Here is a 23,811-nt window from a genome sequence, read left to right on the forward strand (position 1 = left end):
AAAAACTGTGCTCGGCTGTCTGTTAGCAGCCATGACCATCAGCCATTATGGTTTCAAATGACTATCCAGGAACTGGATCACTTTCTGCATGATCTCTGGCTGCAGCCAGTAAACGCCGCCATGCTCGGCGCCTTTCACCACGTAGTAGGTGCTGTCGATGCCGTGGGCTATCAGCGCCCGGTGCAGGATTTCGGTCTGACGCGGTGAAACCAGCGTATCGGCGCTGCCGTGCATGATCAAAAACGGCGGGGTATGCTGGCCGATGTAGGTGATGGGGTTGGCGGCGGCGGTTTTCTCCGGGAAGCGGGTAATCGGACCGCCCTCATTGAACACCGAGGTGCCGTTGACCCAGATAGCTTCGGTGGAGGACGGCGAGGCGTGTTTCTGCACCACCTCGTCCGGGAAACCTTCGCCGACGCGGGTCAGGTCCGACAGGCCGTAGAAATCGATCACCGCCTGTACCTGGCTGCTCTGGTCGAGGTGTTCGCCGCGGTCAAACTGCTTGTTGCCGTTGGTGGTGCCGGCAAACGCCGCCAGATAGCCGCCGGCGGAAGCGCCGAATACCGCCACGTGCGAGGCATCGATGCCGAATTTATTCGCGTTGGCGCGCAGATAGCGAATGGCGGATTTGACGTCTTCCAGCGGCGCCGGGAACAGCACGGTCGGCGCCACGCGGTACTCCATACTGGCGACCACGTAGCCGGCTTCCGCCAGCTTCAGCCGCTGCTGGATGTAGCTGTCTTTATTGGCGTTGATGAAGCCGCCACCGGTGATGAACAGTACGGCGGGCTGTGGTGATTTCGCTTCCGGCTGCAGGATGTCCATTTTCAAGGCCACATTGGCATAACCGCGCATCGGCACCTGGGAGTAAACCACGTCGGAAATCAGTTTAACCACTGGCTGACGGGGCGTCAGGGTTAATTCATGAATGTTGTCTGCGGCCATGGCGCTTGTCACCTGCGCGGCTCCGGTAATGGTAACAGCGGACAACAATATCATTTTTAGCGGGAGGGTACGCATGGAATATTCCTTAGGATTATTATGTAACTGATGCTTGTCTTATCAATACAGGAAGGAAAAAATCAGGATGCAGGCTATCACGTCTGGGATTAATGCAAATGTGCTTAATCTCACATTAGTATTTTCGTAATTTAATATAATTAATATTCGTTAAGGTTATAAATAAATATAATCATGATAAGTATAAAGCGAGCACTTTATTACCATGAGCTGGTGCGGAAAGGGAGTTTTACCCGCGCAGCCAAATCACTCAATATCTCACAGGCGTTTCTTTCCCAGGAAATATCCCGGCTGGAACAGGAGCTGGAAAGGAAACTGATTAATCGCACCACCCGGCAATTCGCGCTGACGCCATTCGGCGAAGCGTTTGATGACAAAATCAAACCGCTGATCCGGGAATATTATGACGTCGAACAATTTGTGCAGTCGTACGAAGATAGTCAGGACGGTGCCCTAATGGTGGGGGTGATTCCGATTTTCAACCGGCTGAAATATTACGATGTCTTCACGCTGTTTCAGAAACAGCACCCGAATATCGAGCTGTCTTTTATCGACGGCGTCAGCAGCGACCTGCTGGAAAAGGTGAGAAACGCCGAGATCCACGTGTCGCTCTCTACGCCGTTTGACGACTATCTGCAGGACCCGTTGTTCAGCCATACCATTTTTCTGGATGACAATCTGGTGGCGGTGATGGCGACCGACCATCCGCTGGCGGCTCAACCGAGCCTGACGCTCCATCAACTGGCGCAGGAGCGGCCGATCGTGCCGCAGAAAGGCACCGGCGAGCATGCGGCGGTGTCGACGGCGTTCAGCCGCGCCGGGCTGGAAGACACCTGCTTTCGGGAGTGCAGCAATCTCGACATCATTATGGATCTGGTGATGCATCACGGCGGGGTGGTGTTTCTGTGCACCTCGGTGGCGAGCAGCCTGAAGGGCTACGATATCGTGATTCGTCCGGTGGCGACGCCGATCACCCGCACGTTTGCGGTGAGTTATCTTAAACGCAGCGCCGGCATTCCGATGGTGCGCCGCTTTCTGGATTTTATGGAACGGCATCATCCGATGTTGCGTGATCCAACGTTGCGTGATCCGGTGTCGCGTGATCCGATGCCGCGTGGATAGCGGCTTATGGAAAAGGAAAACAGCGATCGGGCGACGACAATCGCCCGATAACAGCCTGCTGGCCGTGCGGGCCAGAGCGACGGCCGGTTTATGCATCATTTCTCTATCCTGACTCAGCCTAATAACCTGGGGAAGTAACACCCGTGATTTGGCTACATACGGTTAACGCACGATCAGCGTCGGTGTAATGCGGACGGTTTCTCCTTTCTGCGCTTCGCCGCTCAGCACCCGTTGCAGGTGGCGCATGACCTGCTCCACCAACAGCTCCACCGGCTGGCGGACGGTGGTCAGGCGGTATCCTTCCCAGGCTGCCTGCGGGGTATCGTCGCAACCCACTACCTTGCACGCCGGGCCGTCGGTCAGGCGCAGGGCGTCAAGGGCGCCGAAGGCCAGCGCATCGCAGGCGCAGAACACGCCTTCGACCAGCGGATGCTGTTGCCGCAACCGACACATGGCGTGATAGCCGCTGTGGTAGGCGTAATCCGGGTTATCCGTCACGACAGGCTCCGGCAAGCCGTGATGGGCCAACCGCTGGCGAAAACCCGCCAGCCGCTCCAGCGACGCCTGCCCGTCCTGACGGCCGCCGATATAAGCCAGCCGGGTCAACCCCAGCGAGATCAAGTGGTCCGCCGCCAGCTCGCCCGCCAGCCGGTTATCGGACAGTACCGCGGTGACGGTTTCACGCTGGTCCTCCCGGCCCATCAGCACCATCGGCAGCGACAGTTCCAGACAGCGTCCGGTGGCTTCCCGCGACAGGCTGCCGGCGGAGATGATCGCCGCTTCCACCTGCCACGACTGCGCCTGCTGCAGCCGGGCGCGGATGTCGCACTGTTCGGTGACGCTGACCAGCATCGGCACCAGTCCGTGTTGTTGCAACGCCTGCGTCAGCAGGCCGAACAGCCAGGGCTGGAACGGGTTGTCGAATTCGCCCATCACCACCGCCACGATGCCGGAGCCCTGCCGTCCAGAGTTGACCAGCGCCCGCGCCAGCGCATTGGGGCGATAGCCCAGTTCATTCGCCGCCGCCAACACCCGTGAGCGGGTCGCCTGGCTGACCTTGCCCGGGGCGGAATAGGTGCGTGATACCGCCGATGGCGAAACGCCGGCGCAGCGGGCGACATCAATCGAGGTGATGCGTTTCTTATTCATGCTCTGCTCCCCTGATGACGTGCCAGCGCCCGTTGCGGCATTGCGCACGGTCGCCCTGCTCCGGCAAAAACACGCCGGGCGAGGCGGCGATAACCTGTTGCAGCGCCGCTTTTTGCGACTGCTGCACGTGGTACAGACCCAACGGCGCGCCCGGCTTACGCGCCAGCGTCTGCACCTGCGGCCAGTTGCCGTGGTAGGCATTGTCCGCCGCCTGCGGCGAAAAACACTCCACCAGCGCCAGATCCGAGCGGGCCAGTAACGCGGCGCCCGCGGGCGTCAACTGACCGTCGCCGCTGTAGAACAGCGTCCCCTGTTCGCCGTCGAGCCACAGGGAGCGGTTGGGCACCGAGTGGCGGGTCGGCGCGGTCTGGCAGCGCCACGGCCCCAGTTCGATCAGGTCTTCGCCGTTCTGCCAGTTCAGGGTAAACAGCGGCCGGCCGGCGGGCCAGAAGGCGAAATCCGCCAGACGCTGCAACTGCGGCAGTTGCTGACGCGGTGCGATAATCGTCAGCGGCGCGGTACGCCCGCAGGATTCACACCAGTTAAGCCAGGTGGTCAGGCCGAGCGCGTGGTCGGGATGAGCATGGGTAATGTAGATGGCGTGAATGTCGTCCGGCGCGGTTTGGCGCTGCCACAGCGCCTGCGGTACGGTCGGGCCGCAATCCACCAGCAACTGGAATCCGTCTTCGCTGACCCGTATCGCGGCGTTGACCCGTTGGCTGTCATAGGCTTCGCCGCTGCCGAGAATCTCAAGCTCCATGCTGGCTCTCCTGTCCGACGGGAAGCGGGGGCTGCGGCAAACGCTGACCGGCCGCGTCAAACCAGTGACAACGTTCCGGCGCAACCTGCAACGCCAGCTCCTGGCCGATGCGCGCCGGGTGGCGGCCTTCCACCACCAGCGTCAGACAGGGTTCGTGGATGAAGTGGCCGTGCAGGTGATACTGCGCGCCCAGATTTTCCACCAAATCGACCTTAAAGGTCGGGATGCCTTCGGTGACTTCAAAGGCGTCCGGGCGAATGCCGAGGGTGGCGGCGCGTTCATCACGCGCCAGCCGTTGCAGCCACGGCGACAGCATTTGATCAGACGACGGTATTTGATCGTGCGACGGCATTTGACTTGGCGGCAACGGGAAAAAGTTCATTTCCGGCGTACCGATAAACCCGGCGACGAAGGTAGTGGCGGGCTGGTGGTACAGCTCCTCCGGCGTCCCCACCTGGGCAATGCGGCCCTCATGCAGCACCACGATGCGGTCGGCCAGCGTCATCGCTTCCACCTGGTCGTGGGTGACGTAAATCATGGTGGCGGCCAGTTGCTGATGCAACGCTTTCAGTTGCACCCGGGTGTGAGTGCGGAGTTTGGCGTCCAGATTGGACAGCGGTTCGTCAAACAGAAACAGGCGCGGTTTACGCACGATAGCGCGGCCAATCGCCACCCGCTGACGCTGGCCGCCGGAGAGCGCGCCGGGTTTGCGGTGCAGCAACGGCGTCAGTTGCAGCATCTCCGCCACCTGCGCCACTTTCTCTTCAATCGCCTGACGCCGTTCGCCGGCCATTTTCAGCGCGAAACCCATGTTTTCCGCCACGGTCATGTGCGGGTAGAGCGCGTAGGACTGAAACACCATCGCCATTTCCCGCTGGCCCGGCGGCTGGCGCGAAATGTCCTCATCGCCCAGCAGGATCTGGCCGCTGTCCTGCTGTTCCAGCCCGGCGATGGTACGCAGCAGGGTTGATTTACCGCAGCCGGACGGGCCGACGAACACCACCAGTTCTCCCTGCCGGATATGCAGATCGATGCTGTGCAGCACCGGCTGACGACCATAATGCTTGGCGACCTGATGTAACCGTAATTCACTCATCTGCGAGTCCTATTTCTGGCTGACGGCAAAGCCGCGCAGCAAATAACGTTGAACAAAGCCCGCCACCAGCAGCACCGGCAGCGAAGACAGCAGCCCGATGCTCATCAGTTCTCCCCAGTAGATCTGGTTTTCGGTCATGAAGTTGGCGATAAACAGCGGCAGCGTGAATTGCTGCGGGGTTTGCAGGTACAGCAGAGCGAACAGAAATTCATTCCACGCCATGATCAGGGTGAAGATCGCCGTGGCGACCAGACCGGGGGCGCACACCGGCAGCACAATGTAGCGCAGCCGTCGCCATAACCCGGCGCCATCCATCGCCGCGGCTTCTTCCAGCGACAGCGGCACGTCGCGGATAAAACTGAGCAGCATCCAGATGCAGAACGGCAAGGTGTAAACCTGATAAGCCAGCATCAGCCCGGTCAGGCTATTGAGCAGGTGCAGCGATTTGAGCAGCGAATAGAGCGGGATCGCCACCACCATCGGCGGCATCATCTTGATCAGCAGCACCAGCAGCAGGAACAGGCTGTCTAGCCGTGCCGGAAAGCGGTGGCGCGCCAGCGTGTAGGCGGCCAGAAACCCGGTTAGCAGCGATAACGCGGTAGCGCCGGCGGCCACCCACAAGGTATTAAACAGCCGCTCGCCGACGCCGTTATTCAGCAGGCTTTTCAGGTGAGTGAACGTCCACTGTTGCGGCCAGAACGGGCTGCTCAGGCTGGAGAATTCAGCGGTGGACTTAAACGCTGCCGCCACCATCCACAGGATCGGCAGGGTAAAAAACAGCAGCGCGACGGTCAGCGCCAGCGCACGCAGCGCCATCAGCCAGTAGGGGAGTCTCATGCGGTTTTCCCTCCGCGCATCAGTTGCCAGGCGTAGACCAGACTCATTGCCGCGGCGAACAGCAGCATGATCACCGCGCCGGCGCTGGCGAGTCCCAGATTGAAGAACTTGAAGCCCTGCTGATAGATATAGAGCGACAGGGTTTCGGTGGCGTAACCGGGGCCGCCGCCGGTCAGGGCGTACACTTTGTCGAACAGCTTGAAGGTGTCGATGGAACGCAGCAGCAGCGCCAGCATGACCGGCTGGCGGATCAGCGGCAGCGTGACGTACCACAGCCGTTTCCAGCCGTTGGCGCCGTCGCTTTGCGCGGCTTCCAGCACGTCTTTGGGAATCGCCTGCAACCCGGCAAGGATGATTAGGCAGGCCATCGGCGTCCACTGCCAGATATCCACCAGCATCAACGACCACAACGCCAGATGCGGGCTGGACAGCCACGGCTGCGGCATCAGGCCCAGCGCGGTCAGGCAGTTGTTGAGCAGGCCGAAATCGTAATGAAACCAGACGCGCCAGATAGCCGAGCACACCAGCGTGGAGATCATCATCGGGTAGATGAGCAGGCTCAGCACCCACTGGCGGCCGGGAAAATGGCGATACAGCAACAACGCCAGCGCCAGCCCCAGCAGCACCTGTAACAGCGAACTGCCGAACGAGAACAGCAGGGTGTTTTTCAGGCTGGTGGTGAAGAACCAGTCGGCGAACAACTGACGGTAGTTTTCCAGCCCGACCCAACTGCGGCTGGCGGCGGCGTAATCCACCTTGCTGAAGGAGTAAAGCAGCATCTGGCCGATGGGGTAGAGCGTCAGCAGCAACAGCAGCGCGGCGGCGGGCATCAGCAGCAGCCAGCGTTGCCAGCGGGAGTCAAAATGCATGGGATGTCCTTGAATGAGCGGGCCGTGGCCCGCCCGACAGCGGTTAAGAACCTATCCCAATAGGGCTATTTTACTTGCCATTTTGAACCCGGGCAGTGCTCGAACGCCTCACGTACTGCGTGTACGCTCCGGGTTCTGCGCGCTTCCCGTGTCCAAACTGGCTGCGCCAATGACGCCTATTGGGAAGGTTCTAATGTAATACTGGTTACTTCAGTACCTGCGCGATCTTCTGATTGGCCTGCTGCAACGCTACCTGCGCCGGCATCTGATCCATCAGCGCCAGTTGCAGGTAGTCGCCGAGAATGCTTTCCACTTCCTGCCAGTTGCGGATGCGCGGACGCGCTTTGCCGGCTTCCAGCGCGGCCAGTTGCGCCGGGTACCAGCGGTACTTCTGCACTACCTGCGCATCCTGATACACGCTGCGGCGCGTCGGCGGCAGACCCAGTTCCAGCGCCAGCGCTTTCTGGTTTTCGGCGCTGGTCAGGTAGCTCAGGAATTGCTGCGCCAGTTCGCTGTGCTGGCTGTTTTTGGCGACTGCCATTTGCCAGATGCCGAGCATCGGCGACGGACCGGCGTTCTGCCCCGGCGCCGGTTGCAGCGTCATGTTGCCGACCACTTTGGATTTGGCGGCGTCGTCCAGCGTGGACGCCCAGGCCGGCCACACTTCGATCGCCATTGCCGCTTTACCCTGTTCCATCGCCTGACGCACGTCGGCGGCGTTGTACACCTCTACCCCGGTGGGGGCGAATGCCTTCAGCGCCTTGAGGGTGTTGAGTGCCTGCAACGCCTGCGGAGAATCCAGCGACGCTTTGCCGTTAGTGATCACGTTGCCGCCGTAGGCCCACAGCATCGGCATAAAGCCGGAAACAATCGGGTTGCCCTTCATGCCGCGGAACACCACGCCGGAGACGCCTGGTTCCTGCTGTTGCAGGGTTTTGGCATCGCTCAGCACCGCATCCCAACTGGCGGGCGCCTTGAGCTGGTGCTTGTCGAACAGGTCCTGACGGTAGGCGAACATCGCCACGTTGCCGACCACCGGCAGGCTATAGACCGGACCGCCGTTTTCCGGCACGCGCGAAACGTTCAGCACCGCCGGAATGAAGTCGCTGCTTTGCAGGCTGTCCGGCAGCGGCTGGATCCAGCCGTTACCGGCGAATTCCGGGCTCCAGCTGTCGTCCATCAACATCAAGTCGTAGGCCGAGGCGTTTTCCCGCAGGGAAATCACCAGTTTTTCATACAGGTTGGCGTAAGGCAGCTTCAGCAGTTCGATCTGCTTGCCGGGATGTTGTTGCTGAAAACGGGCCAGCGTGCTGTCGAGCGCCTTGCCGTAAACGTCATCGCGCCCGGCGATCACCAGATCGGCGGCCTGCGACGCCATGCTGCACGCCAGACCGGCGGCGAGCAGCAGGCGGGAAAGGGTTTTCTTGCTGTGCGATTTTGCTGTCAGAGTGGTGTTGCCAAACGGTTTTTGGCTAAACGTGTTTTTGCCAAACATAGTGAGCGCCTTTTGTCAGGAGTGCATACGTTTGCACAGGCGCTATCTTTGGCGACGAGGATGACAGAAACATGAAGGCAGGATGAACAATCCAAGATGCGGGGTGACAACCGGAAGCCGGATACCGGCTTCCGTGATGATGTCAGCCTTTCTTCGGCATGCGGGCAAAGCTCACCATCAACTGGATGCCGTTAATCAGTACCAGCAGCGCGGTGACCAGGAACACCCAGCGGTAACCCAGTGTGGCGGAAACGGTGGAGCCGAGCAGCGGCCCGACCACGTTGCCGAGATACATGCAGGATTGGTTATAACCAAAAATGCGCCCGGTCACCTGCTGGCTGCTGTATTTCACCAGCAGCGCCTGCACCGCCGGCATCAGCGCGCCGTCGGCGAAACCCAGCGCGAAGCGCAGGATGCCGAGCTGGACCGAACTTTGCACCGCCGACATCAGGAAGAACAGCAGCGCGCACAGAAACAGCGCCACGATCAGCACTCTCTGAGAGCCGATGCGATCGCCGAGGCGTCCGAGGCGCGGCGCGGACAACAGCGCAGAGACGCCGGGCACGGCGGCGATGACGCCGCTGATAAACGCGATGTTTTCGATGTCGGGAGAGAGGTCGCGGATAAACAGCGTCAGTATCGGGCTGATGGAACCGTTCGCCATCTGGATCATCATGGTGGTGAAGCACAGGCTGACAATCAGCAGCGGATAAGGCAGCGAGGCGAACACCGCCCGGCCGCTGAGCTGTGCTTTTTTGCTGACGGTAATGGCGTTTTCACGGATGGCGAACAGCGTAATGAGAAAGCAGATAAACAGCATGGCGGAGGTGACGAAAAACACCATGCGCAGACCGATGGTATCGGCCATGAAGCCGCCGAGCAGCGGACCGATCAGCACCCCCGCCACCTGCCCGGTGGACAGCGTACCGAGCGCCCAGCCGCTGCGGCTGCGCGGCACTTGCGAGGCAATCAGCGCCATAGCGTTGGGAATGTAGCCGGAGGTCAGCCCCATCAGCGCGCGCAGAATAAACAGTTGCCAGACGTTGGTGGCCATGCCCTGCAGCCCCATGACCAGCGACATGCCGAGCGCGGCGCGCAGCAGCATCAGCTTACGGCCTTTGCGGTCGGCCAGGCTGCCCCACAGCGGCGCGACAATCGCCGAAATCAGAAACGAGGAGCTGAATACCAGCCCGGACCAGAGATTGAGCGCGGTGTGATCGCTCACGCCCAGATGTTCGATGTAGAGCGGCAGGAACGGCAGTATCTGGCTCATGGCCATGCCGGTAAAAAAACATCCCAGCCAGGCGGAGAAAAGGTTGAGTTTCCAGGTTTCCATAGGGCAGGTTTTTACGTCGTCAGTGAAAGGCCGGGTCGCTCCCGCGCCAGTGCCACGCTGAATTACGCGACATCGCTAGTATGGCCGCTTTTGTCTTAGCCGGGAAATAATTTTATATATCAAAGAATAATCCAACCCCGGTCATTGAGGTGTTTTTGGTTGCAAGGACATGATGTTAATTCAGCCAGTTGAACGGGGCGTGTTATCCGGCTGGATTGGGAAAGCAAAACGCTATTCTGAATTTTTTGTGATTTGAGTCACAAAAGTGTTGCGTCCGAATTCAACAAAACGTACAATCTTTTACCAGAAAGTTCACAAATCATTCATTAACCAAGGTGATCAACGTGCGTAAATTCCTGAAAAAACTTCTGGTCGCTTACATCAATGCTTACAAAGACATCCCGCCGGGTGCCATGCATTAATTGCCCTGAGCAGATCAAAATTAATAAGAAGGCCGCTATGACAGCGGCCTTCTTGTTTTTCGTCAGGTATGAACATACTTGGCGGGGTGTAATTTCTTGGGTTATTCCCTCCGTTAGGGCTGGAAGAGGAGTTCAACCGCGTAGAGTCAGCGACGGCAATGATAGGCCGGGTACTATTGTTTAAACCGGGTACTATTTGTTTTAAACCGGGTACTATTGTTTGAATTGGCTAATAAATACACATGATTCTTGATATTATCAATCCCAACAAAGTACAACAGGCTATGCTTACAATGTCACCAGTCCTCAACGATAGCGGGAGTTTTGATATGGCGATTCTTCCAATGTCATATAGCCCTGCCACTGTGGCGCGGGAATACCGGAAAATTGGCGAAACGAGTGTGAACGGTCGTGCCGTGGATATTTATATTCACAGTGATCGGCACCATGCCGTGGCTATATATGGCGAACCAGATGACGTTGATGGTGATTTACGGCATGTTGTGGTAGCAAAGATTGACCTGAAATCCCGTAACAGCGACGACGAAACCGAAACTATTTTGGCTGTCATCGGTTATTACGAGAATCTGCAACCGGTGAATACCCATCCTGCCCAGGTTGAAGGCGTGATTGTCACTAAGCGTGAACGAAACGCTAATGTCGCCAGCGCCATGTATAAGGCGCTCATTAACGACGGCATTGTGCTGGTTAGTGATAACCTTCAATTCCCTGGAGGGAAAGCACTGTGGGCGCGTATGGCACGTAAAGAGATTGGTATTGATGTGTTTGTATTCGACTCAGAACAACGTGCTTTCTGGCCGTATGACGGTGAACGGATCCGATACGACGGCCGTAGCATCCCAGAGAGTGATATCTGGAGTCTTGCTCCAAATGAATCACGGAAAGGGGTAGTGCTGGTGGCTGAACGCAAACGAGATGAATCAGCAGTCTGATGCAACTTCAACCTGCGCAAAAACTTGCAGCGCCTACCTTGTGGTAGTCTCAAGGCCGCTATGACAGCGGCCTTTTTCATGTCCTCGTTTTTTGCTTCGTCGGTTTTATTTCAACTCACGTGTGTAACGACTCATCGTTTTCGCGAATCATAGCCCGAACGAATCATAGTATTAACAAATCATAGCCTTAACGACTCAGCGCCTGCGCTATCGCCTCACCCAGCGCGGTCGTATTGCCGCTGCCGCCGAGATCCCGCGTCAGCGGCGCCTTTTCCGGCCCCTGTTCCAGCACGCGTTCAATGGCGCTGAGCACCGCCGCGCCGGCGTCGTCATGGCCGAGGTGCTCCAGCATCATCGCCCCGCACCAGATTTGGCCGATCGGGTTGGCGATGCCTTTGCCGGCGATATCCGGCGCTGAGCCGTGTACCGGTTCAAACAGACTGGGGAAGGTGCGATCCGGATTGATGTTGGCCGACGGCGCGATGCCGATGGTACCGGTACAGGCCGGGCCGAGGTCGGACAGAATATCGCCGAACAGGTTGCTGGCGACTACCACGTCAAACCAGTCCGGGTGCAGCACGAAGTTGGCGGTAAGAATATCGATGTGATATTTGTCCACCTTTACCTCCGGATAGCGCGTGCCCATTTCGGCGACGCGGCTGTCCCAGTACGGCATGGTGATGGCGATGCCGTTGGATTTGGTGGCTGAGGTCAGATGCTTTTTCGGGCGTTTCATCGCCAGCTCGTAGGCGAACTTAAGGATGCGATCGACGCCGACGCGGGTCATCACCGTTTCCTGAATCACCACTTCGCGCTCGGTGCCGGCGAACATGGCGCCGCCCACGCTGGAATACTCGCCTTCGGTGTTTTCGCGCACGATGTAGAAGTCGATATCACCGGGTTGACGCCCGGCCAGCGGCGCTTTCACACCCGGCATCAGGCGGCAGGGGCGCAGGTTGACGTATTGGTCGAATTCACGGCGGAACAGCAGCAGCGATTGCCACAGCGACACGTGATCCGGCACGACGTCCGGCCAGCCGACCGCGCCGAAGTAAATCGCGTCGAAGCCCTTCAGCAGTGAGAACCAGTTATCCGGCATCATCTTGCCGTGCTGGCGGTAGTAATCGGCGCTGGCGAAATCAAACCATTCCCACTCCAGCTGGATATCAAACAGTTCGGCGGCGCGGGCGATCACCCGTACCCCTTCCGGCATCACTTCTTTGCCGATGCCGTCGCCGGGGATGACGGCAATGCGGTAACGCGGTTGAGACATGGCAACTCCTGAACGGTTTTTCTGATCGATTGCACTTGGGTAACAGAGAGTGTATTTACTCTGTTCGATGTAAACAATTTCGCTTCCGGTAAAGGCATTGTTGAATAAAAGAGAAGAATGAATGAGTGCAATCGACGATTTGCTGTTCTTCAGCCGCATCGCCGCGCTCGGCAGCCTGACGGCGGTGGCGCGCGAGAGCGGGCTGTCGCTGCCGGCCGTCAGCAAACGCTTGACGCAGTTGGAGCAACGGCTGGGAGTTCAGTTGATCAGGCGTACCACCCGGCGGCTGGATTTGACGCCGGAGGGGCAGTTGTACGCCGACGGCGCGTTGCCGATTCTGCATGAAATCGAGGAACTGGAAAGTCAGGTACGCCGCAACCAGCTCACGCTGCGCGGGCGGTTGACCGTCAACGCGTCGTTCGGTTTCGGCCGTCGCCATATCGCGCCGCTGATTTCCGCTTTCGCCCGCCAGCACGGCGAGCTGGAAGTGCAGCTACAGCTCACCAGTCAACCGCTCAACATGCTGGACGCCGGCGTGGATATCGATATTCGCTTCGGCGCGCCGCCGGACTCGCGGCTGGTGGCGCATCGGTTGATGGAAAATCCGCGCATGCTGTGCGCAGCGCCGGCGTATTTGACGCGCTACGGTACGCCGCAGACGGTGGCGGATCTGGCCGGGCACAACTGTCTGGTGTTGCGTCAGTATGAGAGTGATTACGGCCTATGGCGTTTCTACCGCGATGGCCGCGAGTTTACCCATCGCGCTTTCGGCAATCTTTCCGCCAACGACGGCGAGGTGATCATGCGCTACGCGCTGGACGGGCACGGCATTATCCTGCGTTCGCTGTGGGATGTGCGCCCCTGGCTGGCCAGTGGTGAATTAGTGGCGCTGTTGCCGGACTACATCATGCCGGAAGCGGACATTTACGCGGTCTACCAGCAGCGTCGGCATGTGCCGGCGCGCATTTCGGCGTTTATCGCCTGGCTGAAACAGCAACTGCTGCAAGGGGAAGCGGAAAACCGCTAGCGCCTCCCCGACGGGGAGGCGAAAGGGACTATTGGCGCACCAGGCGGCCGGTAGCGGCTTCGGTTTCGAAATCGCTGCGGAACGGGTTGATGTCCAGGCCGCCGCGGCGGGTATAGCGGGCGAACACGGTCAGTTTTTCCGGCCGGCAGTAGCGTTTGAGGTCATTGAAGATACGCTCGACGCACTGTTCGTGGAATTCGTTGTGCTGGCGGAACGAGATCAGGTAACGCAGCAGCGCTTCCCGGTCGATTTGCCGGCCTTCGTACTTGATCACCACGCTGCCCCAGTCCGGCTGGTAGGTGACCAGACAGTTGGATTTCAACAGGTTGGAGCACAGGGTTTCCGCAACCAGAGGCGCGTTGTCGCGTACCGCGTGCTGCAGATAATCCGGGTTGAAGCCGTAATCGTTCACTTCGATGTCCAGCTCGTCAATGTTGATGCCGGGCAGGGTATCGATCTGCGCCGGATAACCGGTCAGGCCCGGATACAGGGTGACCTTGACGTCGCCGTTGGCGGCGGCGGACAGATCCTTGATCAAGGTGGCGTGCACTTCGCCGATATCGCGAAAGCGGGTCTGGTTGAAGCTGTTAAGGTACAGCTTTAACGATTTGGACTCGATCAGGTTTTCCGAACTGGCCGGGATGATGAATTCGGCGATGCCCACCAGCGGCTTTCCCTTGTGATTGAGCCACGACAGCTCGAAGGCGGTCCACAGATCGTAGCCGTCAAACGGCAGGTCCGGCCCGGTCAGACCGACCAGATCGCGCCCACGAGCGCGCGGCAGCGCTTCCAGCAGCGCCGGGTCGTATTTGTCCGGGTAGCTGGAGCGCACCCCCAGATGGGTAATGCTATCGTTTTCTGTAATATGCATATCGCTCAGTTCCTTGCTGGTACGGGTACGGCATGAATGTATTTTCTGAACAGCCTGCGGGTACCGTAAATAGGGCCGACGCCCAACACCGCATAGACCACTTTGATCAGAAATTGCGACAGGATCATGGTGCGGATCACGTCAAAACTCAGCACATTATAAAACGCGATGGTGCAGAAAATCACACTGTCGACGGCGGAGGCGGTGACCGTGCTGGTGATCACGCGGATAAACAGGTAGCGGGACTTGGTCAGGATCTTGATTTTGTGCAGCACCCAGGCGTTGATGTTTTCGGAGATCAGGTAGGCCAGCGATGAGGCCACCAGCACCGCCATCATGCTTTCCACAATGCCGCTGTAGGTCTTGCCGTATTCCCATTCCGGCAGGCCGGGGATCAGGCTGGTGACCCACAGCCCGAGCACAAACGCCAGATGGAAGAAAAATGCGATGAGGATGGTGCGGCGCGCCAGCCGCAGCCCATAAAATTCATTCAGGATATCCACCAGAATAAAGGTCAGCGGGTAGACGAAAACGGCAGGCGGTACCACCAGATTCAGCGCCGGAATGAAGATCGGTTTGACGCCGCTGACGGTGGAAAAAATATAGATGACGCAAAGCGCGGCGGTAATGATGAGGTACGCCAGCCAGGATCGTTCGTTTCTGTCGCTGATGTCGTAGGCGGTGGTGATGTCTTTGCCGGAATAGAGTTTTTTGTACAGAGCGTTGAGTTCGTGCCGGCTCAGATCATCGGAGATTTCACTGTCGACCAGTTCCTTGAGATCCATGTGGATCATCTTGCCGGTCGATAACACCATGATATTAGCTGATAATTCGCCGCTGTGGTTGAACCCCAGCAGCTTGAATTTCCTGTTTGCATCCATTTATATCCTTTCCTCTATGATATATCCCAGCAGGACTGAGTCCTCGGGGCGTTTTCTGTCCGCCATGTCCGGCGAATCCGGGATGTCGACAAAAATCCCGTAGCAGGAGAGTGACAGAGTATCGGCGTATTCGGCACCAGCGCAGGCGGCCGTCGGATGATGAGCAGCGCGCCGGGGGAGAAGGCGTCGCCAATCGGCGACTCGATCTGTACCGCCACCATGTTGGCTTCTTCTCCGAAGAAATAGGTCAACGGATACTGAACCGATAACTGACCAATCTTGTGCTGCCGTGCCAACAACAGTTGCGACTGCGGAATGATGGGAATCGCCGCCGGGTTTTTGTTGCCTTCAAAAGAAACGGTATTGTTCAGGCGCTCGACCTTTTCCAGATCGTAATCTTCGATTTCCTCACAGGACACGCCGAAGAAATCGGAAATGCGATTGATGGTGGATTGCTGAACCTTGTTTACCCTACCTTCAAGAATTTTGTAGATAGTGGTACGCGTTACCCCGGTACGGTTAGAAAAAGAGGCTTTGGTTTCGCCTCGGGTACGCATCAGATATTCAATATTTTTAATGATATTAGTTTTGCGCTGAGCATTCGTTGTTTTCATGGTCATCCCTTCTCAGGTCAGTTCTCAGACAGGTTCATCTTACGATAAAGCCTTACGTTCACCTATCCCGCCGAAAAGAAAAAAATCGGCAACCACGGCGCGTAGCGGGCATTTACGACGGAAAAAACGGGCAGGATAGTGTGAACTTATTCAATTAATTGGTGGTTGTTGTAATAGCGCCATTAAAAATAGACACTAAAGATCATAAAATGTCCATTAATCTGTTGACTTGACTGTTTTTATTGCTATAACGTTTAGAAAAATTAATTAATCTGAGTGATACAGATAATTTACTATAAACATAAGATATAGTTAACAAACTAATTGGTTGTTTCTGACGTCGCTGACGCAGACTGCCATCTATCCGACACCAGGGAACCCAGAACGGACGCTTAGCAGAGAGGTGAGAAAATAAGGGAGCGTCATTATCGATGACACACGCCGACGACGCTGCGCTTTGACGCAGCGTTGGCGTTTCTGAGGCCGTTAGCTTCCAGCCAAATCAATCGTACTTCCGGTCACCTCGCTGGCTGTAGTGGGTTGTAACCGGCTTTATCCAACTGCCGCCCGGCAATGGCGCTGGCTATTTCTCCCCCTTGATGACCACCGCATAACCCGACCAGCCCGATTCGGCACTCCGCTCTTGGTATGAATAGCGGCATTCGGTATATCGGCATAAAGAACAACGGGAAATTCCGCGCCGACCTGATGCCGGCGCGGAACGAGGCGTGATTATCGTTGGGCGGTTATTGTGGCGTTTCCGTCAGCGTGATGGCGTCGTACATCACCATGCCGCCCAGCAGCTCCAGCGTGATGCGGTTGCCGCCCGGCTGCAGCGCGCCCGCGGGCAGCGGTATGTGCGCTTCATGGTAGCGGCCGCTTTGCATCGCGCCCCTATAAATGGCCTTGTCGTTGTCGTACTTCAGCGTCGTCAGCAACTGACCGTTGAGTTTCACCGCCAGCTGCGGCGAACTGGCCGGCGTGGTCATCCCGCTGTTGCTGGCGGCGGCGATGGCGATATTCAGGGTGTAAGGCTGCTCGGGCGCGCGGGTGTTGAACAGAATGTGCCAACTGCCGGGCTGGGTCTGGGCGTAGTACCAGTCCTTGCGTTCACGGCTTTTGCCGATCTCGAAGGTCAGGTTGGCCGGCACCTCGGTTTGCCAGCGATAAAGGCGCGGGCGATCGCCGAAGCGGAACTCGTCGGCCCGGCGGTCGGCCTGACCGATAGCCCACGCCAGCGGCGCGGGACGCGCGGCGTCAATTTGACCGAGCCGGGTTTTCTTGCCTTCCACCTTCACGGTCTGCTGCGCCAGCAGGCCGATTTGCGTGCCGCCATCGGCGTAGGCCGACAGCCGGTATTCGCCCGGCGGCACATTGCGCAGGCTGAAACGGCCGTCCCGATTGGTACGGGCGGTGAACAGGTAACCGGTGGTCTGAATGTCGAAGTTTTCCGTGCTGCTGCTCAGCACCACCGTGGCGTGGGGCGCATCGGTGCGCAGGCGACCGCTGACGGTAGTGCGCTGGCGCGGATAGCGGGCATCGTCCAGCCAGCGGTAAGGCCAACTGGCGCGTTCATGTTCGGCCCGGCGGCTGGCGTCCGCCACCAGTTCCCGATCGCTACCCTGATTGATGTACAGCAACCACGGACCGTAGAGTTTTTCAAAACCCGGCTGCGCCACCATATCCGGGGTGCCGAAATGCGAGCCGGTAAGATAGTTCAGGATAATCGCGTCCTGATGCACCAGCAGTTCCTGCTTCAGCGCGTCGCCCGAGTAATATTCGCCGCTGGCGGGCACCATCCAGGCGCCGTAACCGTTGCCCATCACGCCCCAGTAGCGGCTTTCACGCTGATAACCGGCGAAATCGTATTTAGAGTAGACGCTGCCGTCCGGCAGTCGCCAGGTTTCATCCTGCACCTTCGGCAACTGTTCCAGTTCATCGTACAGCAACGGCGTACCGCGCTGGATGCTGTTGAACAGCGCGTTCAGCCGGGTGGCGTCAAAACGGTAAACGTTACGCAGCTCGCTGACCGTCACCGGCGCTGAGCCGGTGTTGGCGGCCACCACATAGCTGTAAAGGCCGCTGACGTCGCTGGTCATGATCAGGTGATATTCCAGCCGCAGTTTGCCGTTCTGGTCGTCGATGTAGGCCAGGTGCACCTGATCCGGCGTCTGTTTGATGACCTCCAGCCGTTCCGGCACGAATTCGTTGACGCCGCCGGAGTAGTAGTCGAGGTAAAAGCTGCGGTTTTTATCCGGATCGCGCGCCGCGCCGGAGAGACGGGAAATCAGGTTGGTGCCGCCTTTCCACACTTCTTTGGCGCTGCCGTCCGCGCCAAAGCGGACTTTCAGCAGCCCGTTATCCAGCGTGCTGTTCATGCCGTCGAGCGTCAGTTTCACCGCGCCCGTCGCCGTCAGCGGCAGCACGAGTGCCAGCGCCAGTAGCGGGGTACGCCATATCTGCAGAGGTTTATTCATGTGTGCCGTCCGTTGTCATCGTCGTGTTGATAGGGTGTCCTGCTGGACACAGCCTAGCGCGGCGGTGAACGCCGCTCCTTTGTCGGATGGTCATCTCCGGGCCGAAGGTGGCAGCGGCGTGAAGATCGGCGCGATCGGGATCATATTTGTCGATTTCTGATGCGGCGGGGTCGCACTCGGGCTATTGACGGCATAATTCGGTGAAACTGAGTTAATTTTTTTAAAAATCAACACACTATATTGATAAACAATTGAATAACACCCCGATGCGGTTTTTCGCTATTATGCATTTCTCTCAAACCTGTACCTGATGGGCGCTATGGAACGTTTTCTGGAAAATACGATGTACGCTGCACGGTGGCTGTTGGCTCCGGTTTATCTGGGGCTGTCGCTGGGATTACTGGCGTTGGCCATCAAGTTCTTTGAAGAGATCTGGCATGTATTGCCGAACATTTTTACTATTGCCGAATCTGACCTGATTTTGACCTTGCTGTCGCTGGTGGACATGACGCTGGTGGGTGGGTTGCTGGTGATGGTGATGTTTTCCGGCTATGAAAACTTTGTGTCGGCGCTGGATATCGCCGAGCACAAGGAGAAGCTGAACTGGCTGGGCAAAATGGACGCCAGCTCGCTGAAAAATAAAGTGGCGGCATCGATCGTGGCGATTTCATCCATCCACCTGCTGCGGGTGTTTATGGATGCCAAGAACGTACCGGACAACAAACTGATGTGGTATGTGATCATCCACCTGACTTTCGTGCTGTCCGCTTTTGTGATGGGCTATCTGGACTGGCTGTCCCGCCACGAACATCATACTCATCACGGCGCCGACAAGGCTCATGATAAGCATTAAATCTCACCATAAGCATTGATAACCATAAGCATTGATAACAGCCTACGTTGCTGATGTGAACGACGCCCCCGGCCGACCGCCGGGGGCGTTTTTTTTCGCCCGTCAGGCGCGGAGAAGTCAGAGGGCGAGCACGTCCACCAGACAGCTCATGGCGTTGGGGCCCTGCGTCAGCGGCGAGGTGCCCATGTCGCGGGTCAGCACGTTGGCGTTGCCGGATTGCTCCACCGGGTGCCATTGCGCCTGCCCGAAGCCCGGATCAAACCAGGCGCCGGTCGCCATGACCACCACGCCCGGCGTGACGCCGTCAGTCACGTCCACCCCGGCGTAAATGCGCCCGCGCTCGTTGCGTACTTCCACCCGGTCGCCGTGGCGGATGCCGCGCGCGGTCGCGTCTTGCGAATGCATGTACAGCGTTTCGTGACCGGCGGTTTTGTTGGCGGCCACCTGCGGCGTGCAGCCGAGTTGGCTGTGCAGCCGATCGGCCGGCTGGATGGAGATAAAATGCAGCGGCCAGCGCTGCGTCTCCGTCGCGCCCAGCCATTCCACCGGCGGTTGCCATTGCGGATGGGGAGCGAAATCCGGGTAGCGGTAGTCGGCGATAGTGCTGCTGAATAGCTCGATCCTGCCGCTGGGCGTGTTCAGCGGATGACGCGCCGGGTCGCGGCGGAATTCTTCGAAAAACACGAACGGCTGGTCGTCCATCGGAACGTCGACATATCCCTGTTGCCAGAAACGGTCAAAATCGGGCCACGACTCGCCCGCCGCCCCCTGACGCTCCCGGCAGGCGAGGTACATCGACTCCAGCCACTGCCGCTCGGTACGGCCGCCGTGGGTGAATGCGTCGCCGTAACCCAGGCGCTGGGCCAGTTCACTGAAGATATCGTAGTCGTTACGAGCCTGATGCTGCGGCGCGACCGCCTGATGCATGGCGAACACAAACCGGTCACGTGAAGAGCCGCCTACATCGTTTCTTTCCAGCGATGTAGTGGCGGGCAGCACGATATCCGCCATCTGCGCCGCCGCGGTCCAGACGATGTCCTGCACGATGACGGTATCCGGCCGCCGCCAGCCCTCCACCAGCCGGTTGAGCTGCTGGTGATGGTGGAACGGGTTGCCGCCCGCCCAGTGAATCAGGTGGATATCGGGATAGGTGCGGTTTTCGCCGCAGAAGGTGTACGGTTCGCCGGGGTGCAGCAGCATGTCGGCGATGCGCGCCACCGGTATCGACTGACCGGGATTGGGGACCGACGGCGAAGCGGGGGCAGGGGACGTCATGCGTTCATTGCCGACGCTGTTCATCGATCCGTGGCCGAAGGAAAAACCACCGCCCGGCAGCCCGACCTGGCCGAGCATCGACGCAAGGGCGATCATCATCCAGTAGGGTTGCTCGCCGCGATGTGCGCGTTGCACCGAATAGGAACAGGTAATAAAGCTGCGCACGCCGATCAGTTGCTGAGCCAGCTTTTCGATGCGCGCCGCCGGGATGCCGGTGATGGCGCTGGCCCAGGCCGGGGTCTTGGCGATGTCGTCGGTACGGCCGTTTAGGTAGTCGCGCAACTGCGGGTAACCGACGCAGTGGCGATCGAGAAAATCGTGATCCTCCGCGCCCAGCCGCTGGATCTGGTAGCCCAGCGCCAACATCAGCGCCACGTCGGTATTGGGGCGAATCGGGATCCACTCGGCGTTGACGAACGCCGGGCAGTCGTCGCGCATCGGGCTGATGTTGATCACCGGGATGCCGCGCGCCACCAGTTTTTCCAGCGCCGGTTTCAGCGTGTGATGCCCGGCGCCGCCGGAGGCCACTTGCGCATTTTTCAGCGCCAGCCCGCCGAAAGCGAGGAACAGTTCGCAGTGATCCGCCACGCTGCGCCACTCGGTGACTTTGCCGGTCAGCGGATGGAAGGTGCCGATCACATACGGCAGGAAGAATTGCGCCGCGCCCCAGCTGTAGTTGCCGGTCTGGTCCACCGCGCCGCCGCCGGAGAAATAGAAACGCCGCACCTGAGAGCGGGCATGATGAAAACGCCCGGCGGACGACCAGCCGTACGAGCCGGCGAACAGGCCGTCGGCGCCGTAGCGGTCGCGCACGCGGCGGTTTTCTTCCGCCACCAGATCCAGCGCGTGATCCCACTCCACCTCGACGAACGGTTCCTTGCCGCGCAGCGTGCGGTCGCTGTTTTCGCGTTTCTCCAGCCAGGAACGGCGCACCGCCGGTTTGCGGATACGCTTGTCGGAATAAACCAGCGGCACGATGGAGTCGAGCATCGGCGACGGATCCGGATCGCCCGCAAACGGCTCGCAGCGGATAAGCCGGCCGTCTTCGACGACCGCGGTGAATGCGCCCCAGTGGGCCAGGTGTGGATAGCGCCTGATTGTCATAGCATTCCAGATAGATAGCCTGTTATTTATTTGTCATCATACAAGTCCGCTTCGGGACAGACCAGTTGGCCCTTATGCCAATCGGATATGTGTTATATCGGGCAACTGCGGCGCTGCCGCCCTGTGATACAGTCGTGCTGTGAGCGACCCACGGAGACGATGAACCATGCACCGACTTCCTCCTCTGCCGGCGTTGCGGGCTTTTCTGGCCGCCTGCCGGGCGGGCAGTTATACCGCCGCCGCCGAAGAACTGAATGTCACCCACGGCGCCATCAGCCGCCAGATTCGTATTCTGGAAAGCTGGCTGGGACAGACGCTGTTTGTGCGCGCCGGTCAGTGCATGGTGCCGACGCTGCATGCGCAGGCGTTCGCCAAGGAGATGAACGACGTGCTGGCGGTGATGGACGAAGCTGCCCGCCGTTACGGGCGCGGCGAAGCCACTCAGGTGCTGCGCATCAGCGCGCCCGCCACCTTCACCATGCGCTGGCTGGCGCCGCGACTGCCGGCGTTTTATCAGGCTAATCCCGGCACGCTGATTCAGATTCACACCGCGACCACCCAGCAACTGGCGATGACCAGTGGCTTTGATCTGGTGATTCGTCTTGGCGTGTTCAACAGCGATCGTTTTAGTGCGCTGCCGTTCATGCAGGAGCATTACACCTTGCTGGCCGCGCCGTCGCTGCTGGCCCATCAGCCGATCGCCACTCTGGCGGCGGTGGCGAACCACACGCTGCTCGACACTGAAACCCGGCCTGGCTTCTGGCCGCAGTTGTTCGATTTGGGCGGGATGGTCGATCCCGGCACGCTCAACTGGCTGCGTTTTGATCACTTCTACGTCACGTATGCCGCGTTGATTGACGGGTTGGGCGTCGGGCCGGGGCCGCTGCCGCTACTGGCGCGCGATGTGGCGCTAGGCCGGCTGGCGGCGCCCTTGCCGGATCTGCGCATCGCCGAGCGTACCTACTATTTGCTGACGCCGGCCGGGCTGGCGAAAACCCGGCTGCATTACCGTTTTGAGCACTGGCTGCTGGAAGAAGCGGCGAAACCGGACGGTGTCTGACTGGCACTGATGCCTGACCACGCTGATGTCTGGCTCACATAACTGTCATGCATCAGCGTTACCGTGGGGCGAAATGACTGAATTAAGGAGGCGGTAACTATGAATTATGTGCAGGAAATGCGTCAGTTGATCGGGCATCGCCCGCTGCTGCTGGCCGGGTCTAACGTGATTATGCTTAATGCGCGCCGACAGGTGTTGCTGCAGCATCGGCTGGAGGGCGTCTGGGGATTGCCCGGCGGTCTGCTGGAACTGGGCGAGTCGCTGGAAGAGGCGGCGATTCGGGAAGTGCGTGAAGAAACCGGGCTGCAACTGCACGCGCTTGATTTTCTGAAGGTGTTCTCCGGTCCCGATCACTTTTTTACTTTGCCTAATCAGGATCAGATCTACGTGATTACCGCCCTGTATGTTTCTCATAGCTGGCAGGGCGATATCGTGGTGGATAAAACCGAATCGCGGGATGTGCGTTTCTTTGATCTTCAGGCATTGCCGCCGCTGGGCGATGAGTACCGCGAATACCTTGATTATTTTCTGTCTTTGCCGTTATTGCCATCATTGCCGCGTTAGTGCGCAGGCAGCGTTTCCCACAGCAGCGACAGACCGGCGATCAGCATCATGCCGTCCACCAGTCGGTTGAACAGGGTGTCGGACAGGCGCAGTACGAAACGCTTGCCGATGTACACTCCGGCCACCTGCGTCAGCCCGACCATCAGCCCGGCCCACAACACCGTCAGCGGCAGCGCGCCGACCACGCCGAAGGTGGAGGCTTTGGTCAGGTATATCACCAGCGACGCGGCTGATTCGGTCGCCAGCAACGCGCCTTTCAGCAGGCCGTAACCGGCAAACAGCGGCAACGTCAGCGGACCGGTGGAAAACACCACGCCGGTGAGGAAGCCTACCACGCCGCCCGCCACCGCCAGCTGGCTATCGTTCAGGCTGAAGGCGCGTTGCCGGGCCAGATGGCGCAGTGGGATCAGCAGCAGGAAAAACAGACCGATGCACAGGCTGGACAGGCGCACCGGCATTGCCCACAGCAGGCTGGCGCCGATTATCGACGCCGGGATGCCGGGCAGACAGTAGCAGCCCAGCGCCCGCAGGTTGATGGCATTGCGCCACAGGATAACTTTGGAAATGTTGCTCATGGTGGCGGCGATCGCCATGATCGGTACCGCCGCCTGCGGGCCGAACGCCCACGCCAGCGCGGGCAGCAGAATGATGGAGCCGCCGGTGCCGACGATGCCGCTGACGCTGCCGGCGAACAGGCCGAGAAGAAGAATCAGGATATAACTCACTGGTGACCTCGCTGTGTGGATTGGTTTT

21 protein-coding genes and 1 pseudogene are annotated in these 23,811 nt (G+C 59.0%); 7 read left to right on the forward strand and 15 right to left on the reverse strand.

Annotated elements, in window-relative coordinates; translation table 11 throughout:
- Positions 1 to 45: 45 nt before the first annotated feature.
- On the reverse strand, positions 46 to 1,020 hold the full coding sequence (locus CPA59_RS04265; RefSeq protein WP_049853637.1) for an alpha/beta hydrolase: 975 nt from the start codon (positions 1,018 to 1,020) through the stop codon (positions 46 to 48).
- Positions 1,021 to 1,194: 174 nt separating this feature from the next.
- On the opposite strand from CPA59_RS04265, the gene CPA59_RS04270 reads away from it, so the two are divergent.
- Complete coding sequence (locus tag CPA59_RS04270) at positions 1,195 to 2,142, forward strand: LysR family transcriptional regulator (protein WP_100849003.1); 948 nt, start codon at positions 1,195 to 1,197, stop codon at positions 2,140 to 2,142.
- A gap of 162 nt (positions 2,143 to 2,304) precedes the next feature.
- Here the strand turns inward: CPA59_RS04270 and CPA59_RS04275 are convergent, their stop codons facing one another.
- From CPA59_RS04275 to CPA59_RS04310, 7 genes are all read right to left on the reverse strand, one after another.
- Positions 2,305 to 3,291, reverse strand: coding sequence for a LacI family DNA-binding transcriptional regulator (locus CPA59_RS04275; RefSeq protein WP_049842633.1), 987 nt, complete (start codon positions 3,289 to 3,291; stop codon positions 2,305 to 2,307).
- Complete coding sequence (locus CPA59_RS04280) at positions 3,284 to 4,051, reverse strand: MBL fold metallo-hydrolase (protein ID WP_107758758.1); 768 nt, start codon at positions 4,049 to 4,051, stop codon at positions 3,284 to 3,286. Before CPA59_RS04280 ends, CPA59_RS04275 begins: the two co-directional genes overlap by 8 nt.
- Positions 4,041 to 5,147: an ABC transporter ATP-binding protein gene (locus CPA59_RS04285; RefSeq protein ID WP_107758759.1), complete on the reverse strand. Its 1,107-nt coding sequence runs from the start codon at positions 5,145 to 5,147 to the stop codon at positions 4,041 to 4,043. The genes CPA59_RS04280 and CPA59_RS04285 overlap by 11 nt, the downstream gene beginning before the upstream one ends.
- 9 nt (positions 5,148 to 5,156) lie before the next feature.
- Positions 5,157 to 5,984 (reverse strand): carbohydrate ABC transporter permease, encoded by an 828-nt coding sequence (locus tag CPA59_RS04290; protein ID WP_107758760.1) that lies wholly within the window; start codon positions 5,982 to 5,984, stop codon positions 5,157 to 5,159.
- Positions 5,981 to 6,853 carry a carbohydrate ABC transporter permease gene (locus CPA59_RS04295; RefSeq protein ID WP_038917986.1) on the reverse strand — a complete coding sequence of 291 codons (873 nt, stop codon included), beginning with the start codon at positions 6,851 to 6,853 and terminating at the stop codon, positions 5,981 to 5,983. The genes CPA59_RS04290 and CPA59_RS04295 overlap by 4 nt, the downstream gene beginning before the upstream one ends.
- A 205-nt stretch (positions 6,854 to 7,058) precedes the next feature.
- Positions 7,059 to 8,348, reverse strand: a complete 1,290-nt coding sequence (locus tag CPA59_RS04305; RefSeq protein WP_049853641.1) for an ABC transporter substrate-binding protein — start codon at positions 8,346 to 8,348, stop codon at positions 7,059 to 7,061.
- A 142-nt stretch (positions 8,349 to 8,490) separates the two neighbouring features.
- On the reverse strand, positions 8,491 to 9,684 hold the full coding sequence (locus CPA59_RS04310; RefSeq protein WP_038917987.1) for a multidrug efflux MFS transporter: 1,194 nt from the start codon (positions 9,682 to 9,684) through the stop codon (positions 8,491 to 8,493).
- A 344-nt stretch (positions 9,685 to 10,028) separates the two neighbouring features.
- Here CPA59_RS04310 and azuC point away from each other — a divergent pair, with 344 nt between their 5' ends.
- Together azuC and CPA59_RS04315 are read left to right on the forward strand one after the other, a co-directional pair.
- Positions 10,029 to 10,106, forward strand: a complete 78-nt coding sequence (azuC, locus tag CPA59_RS23270) for a stress response protein AzuC (protein WP_224063015.1) — start codon at positions 10,029 to 10,031, stop codon at positions 10,104 to 10,106.
- A 242-nt stretch (positions 10,107 to 10,348) separates the two neighbouring features.
- Positions 10,349 to 11,059, forward strand: a complete 711-nt coding sequence (locus tag CPA59_RS04315) for a hypothetical protein (protein ID WP_231348842.1) — start codon at positions 10,349 to 10,351, stop codon at positions 11,057 to 11,059.
- Between the two features lie 187 nt (positions 11,060 to 11,246).
- Here CPA59_RS04315 and CPA59_RS04320 read toward each other — a convergent pair whose 3' ends face one another.
- The gene (locus CPA59_RS04320; RefSeq protein WP_049853642.1) at positions 11,247 to 12,332 is read right to left on the reverse strand and encodes a tartrate dehydrogenase; all 1,086 of its coding nucleotides are present in this window, start codon (positions 12,330 to 12,332) and stop codon (positions 11,247 to 11,249) included.
- Between the two features lie 121 nt (positions 12,333 to 12,453).
- Between CPA59_RS04320 and CPA59_RS04325 the strand changes: the two genes are divergently transcribed.
- Positions 12,454 to 13,359, forward strand: a complete 906-nt coding sequence (locus CPA59_RS04325) for a LysR family transcriptional regulator (protein ID WP_100849006.1) — start codon at positions 12,454 to 12,456, stop codon at positions 13,357 to 13,359.
- A 28-nt stretch (positions 13,360 to 13,387) separates the two neighbouring features.
- Here CPA59_RS04325 and queF read toward each other — a convergent pair whose 3' ends face one another.
- The 4 genes and pseudogenes from queF to CPA59_RS04345 form a co-directional block, all read right to left on the reverse strand.
- Positions 13,388 to 14,230, reverse strand: coding sequence for an NADPH-dependent 7-cyano-7-deazaguanine reductase QueF (gene queF / locus CPA59_RS04330; RefSeq protein ID WP_107758761.1), 843 nt, complete (start codon positions 14,228 to 14,230; stop codon positions 13,388 to 13,390).
- A 5-nt stretch (positions 14,231 to 14,235) separates the two neighbouring features.
- Positions 14,236 to 15,111: a queuosine precursor transporter gene (locus CPA59_RS04335; RefSeq protein ID WP_038917993.1), complete on the reverse strand. Its 876-nt coding sequence runs from the start codon at positions 15,109 to 15,111 to the stop codon at positions 14,236 to 14,238.
- A pseudogene (locus tag CPA59_RS04340) lies at positions 15,112 to 15,725 on the reverse strand (helix-turn-helix domain-containing protein).
- A 746-nt stretch (positions 15,726 to 16,471) separates the two neighbouring features.
- Positions 16,472 to 18,202 (reverse strand): polysaccharide lyase family protein, encoded by a 1,731-nt coding sequence (locus CPA59_RS04345; RefSeq protein ID WP_107758762.1) that lies wholly within the window; start codon positions 18,200 to 18,202, stop codon positions 16,472 to 16,474.
- A gap of 319 nt (positions 18,203 to 18,521) precedes the next feature.
- Here CPA59_RS04345 and CPA59_RS04350 point away from each other — a divergent pair, with 319 nt between their 5' ends.
- A complete protein-coding gene (locus CPA59_RS04350) occupies positions 18,522 to 19,055 on the forward strand; it encodes a TIGR00645 family protein (protein ID WP_100849008.1) in 534 nt (177 codons plus the stop codon).
- Between the two features lie 117 nt (positions 19,056 to 19,172).
- Here CPA59_RS04350 and CPA59_RS04355 read toward each other — a convergent pair whose 3' ends face one another.
- Positions 19,173 to 21,434, reverse strand: a complete 2,262-nt coding sequence (locus CPA59_RS04355) for a molybdopterin-dependent oxidoreductase (RefSeq protein ID WP_107758763.1) — start codon at positions 21,432 to 21,434, stop codon at positions 19,173 to 19,175.
- Positions 21,435 to 21,600: 166 nt separating this feature from the next.
- Between CPA59_RS04355 and CPA59_RS04360 the strand changes: the two genes are divergently transcribed.
- Entirely contained in the window at positions 21,601 to 22,494 is an 894-nt protein-coding gene (locus CPA59_RS04360; RefSeq protein ID WP_049842631.1) for a LysR substrate-binding domain-containing protein, read from the forward strand.
- A gap of 99 nt (positions 22,495 to 22,593) precedes the next feature.
- Entirely contained in the window at positions 22,594 to 23,058 is a 465-nt protein-coding gene (locus CPA59_RS04365; RefSeq protein ID WP_049853645.1) for an NUDIX domain-containing protein, read from the forward strand.
- Here CPA59_RS04365 and CPA59_RS04370 read toward each other — a convergent pair.
- Complete coding sequence (locus CPA59_RS04370) at positions 23,055 to 23,783, reverse strand: sulfite exporter TauE/SafE family protein (protein WP_038917998.1); 729 nt, start codon at positions 23,781 to 23,783, stop codon at positions 23,055 to 23,057. The two genes, CPA59_RS04365 and CPA59_RS04370, sit on opposite strands and share 4 nt — an antisense overlap.
- Between the last annotated feature and the right edge of the window lie 28 nt (positions 23,784 to 23,811).

Source organism: Dickeya sp. Secpp 1600 (assembly GCF_003049805.1).
In the GTDB taxonomy this organism is placed as follows: Bacteria; Pseudomonadota; Gammaproteobacteria; order Enterobacterales; family Enterobacteriaceae; genus Dickeya; species Dickeya fangzhongdai.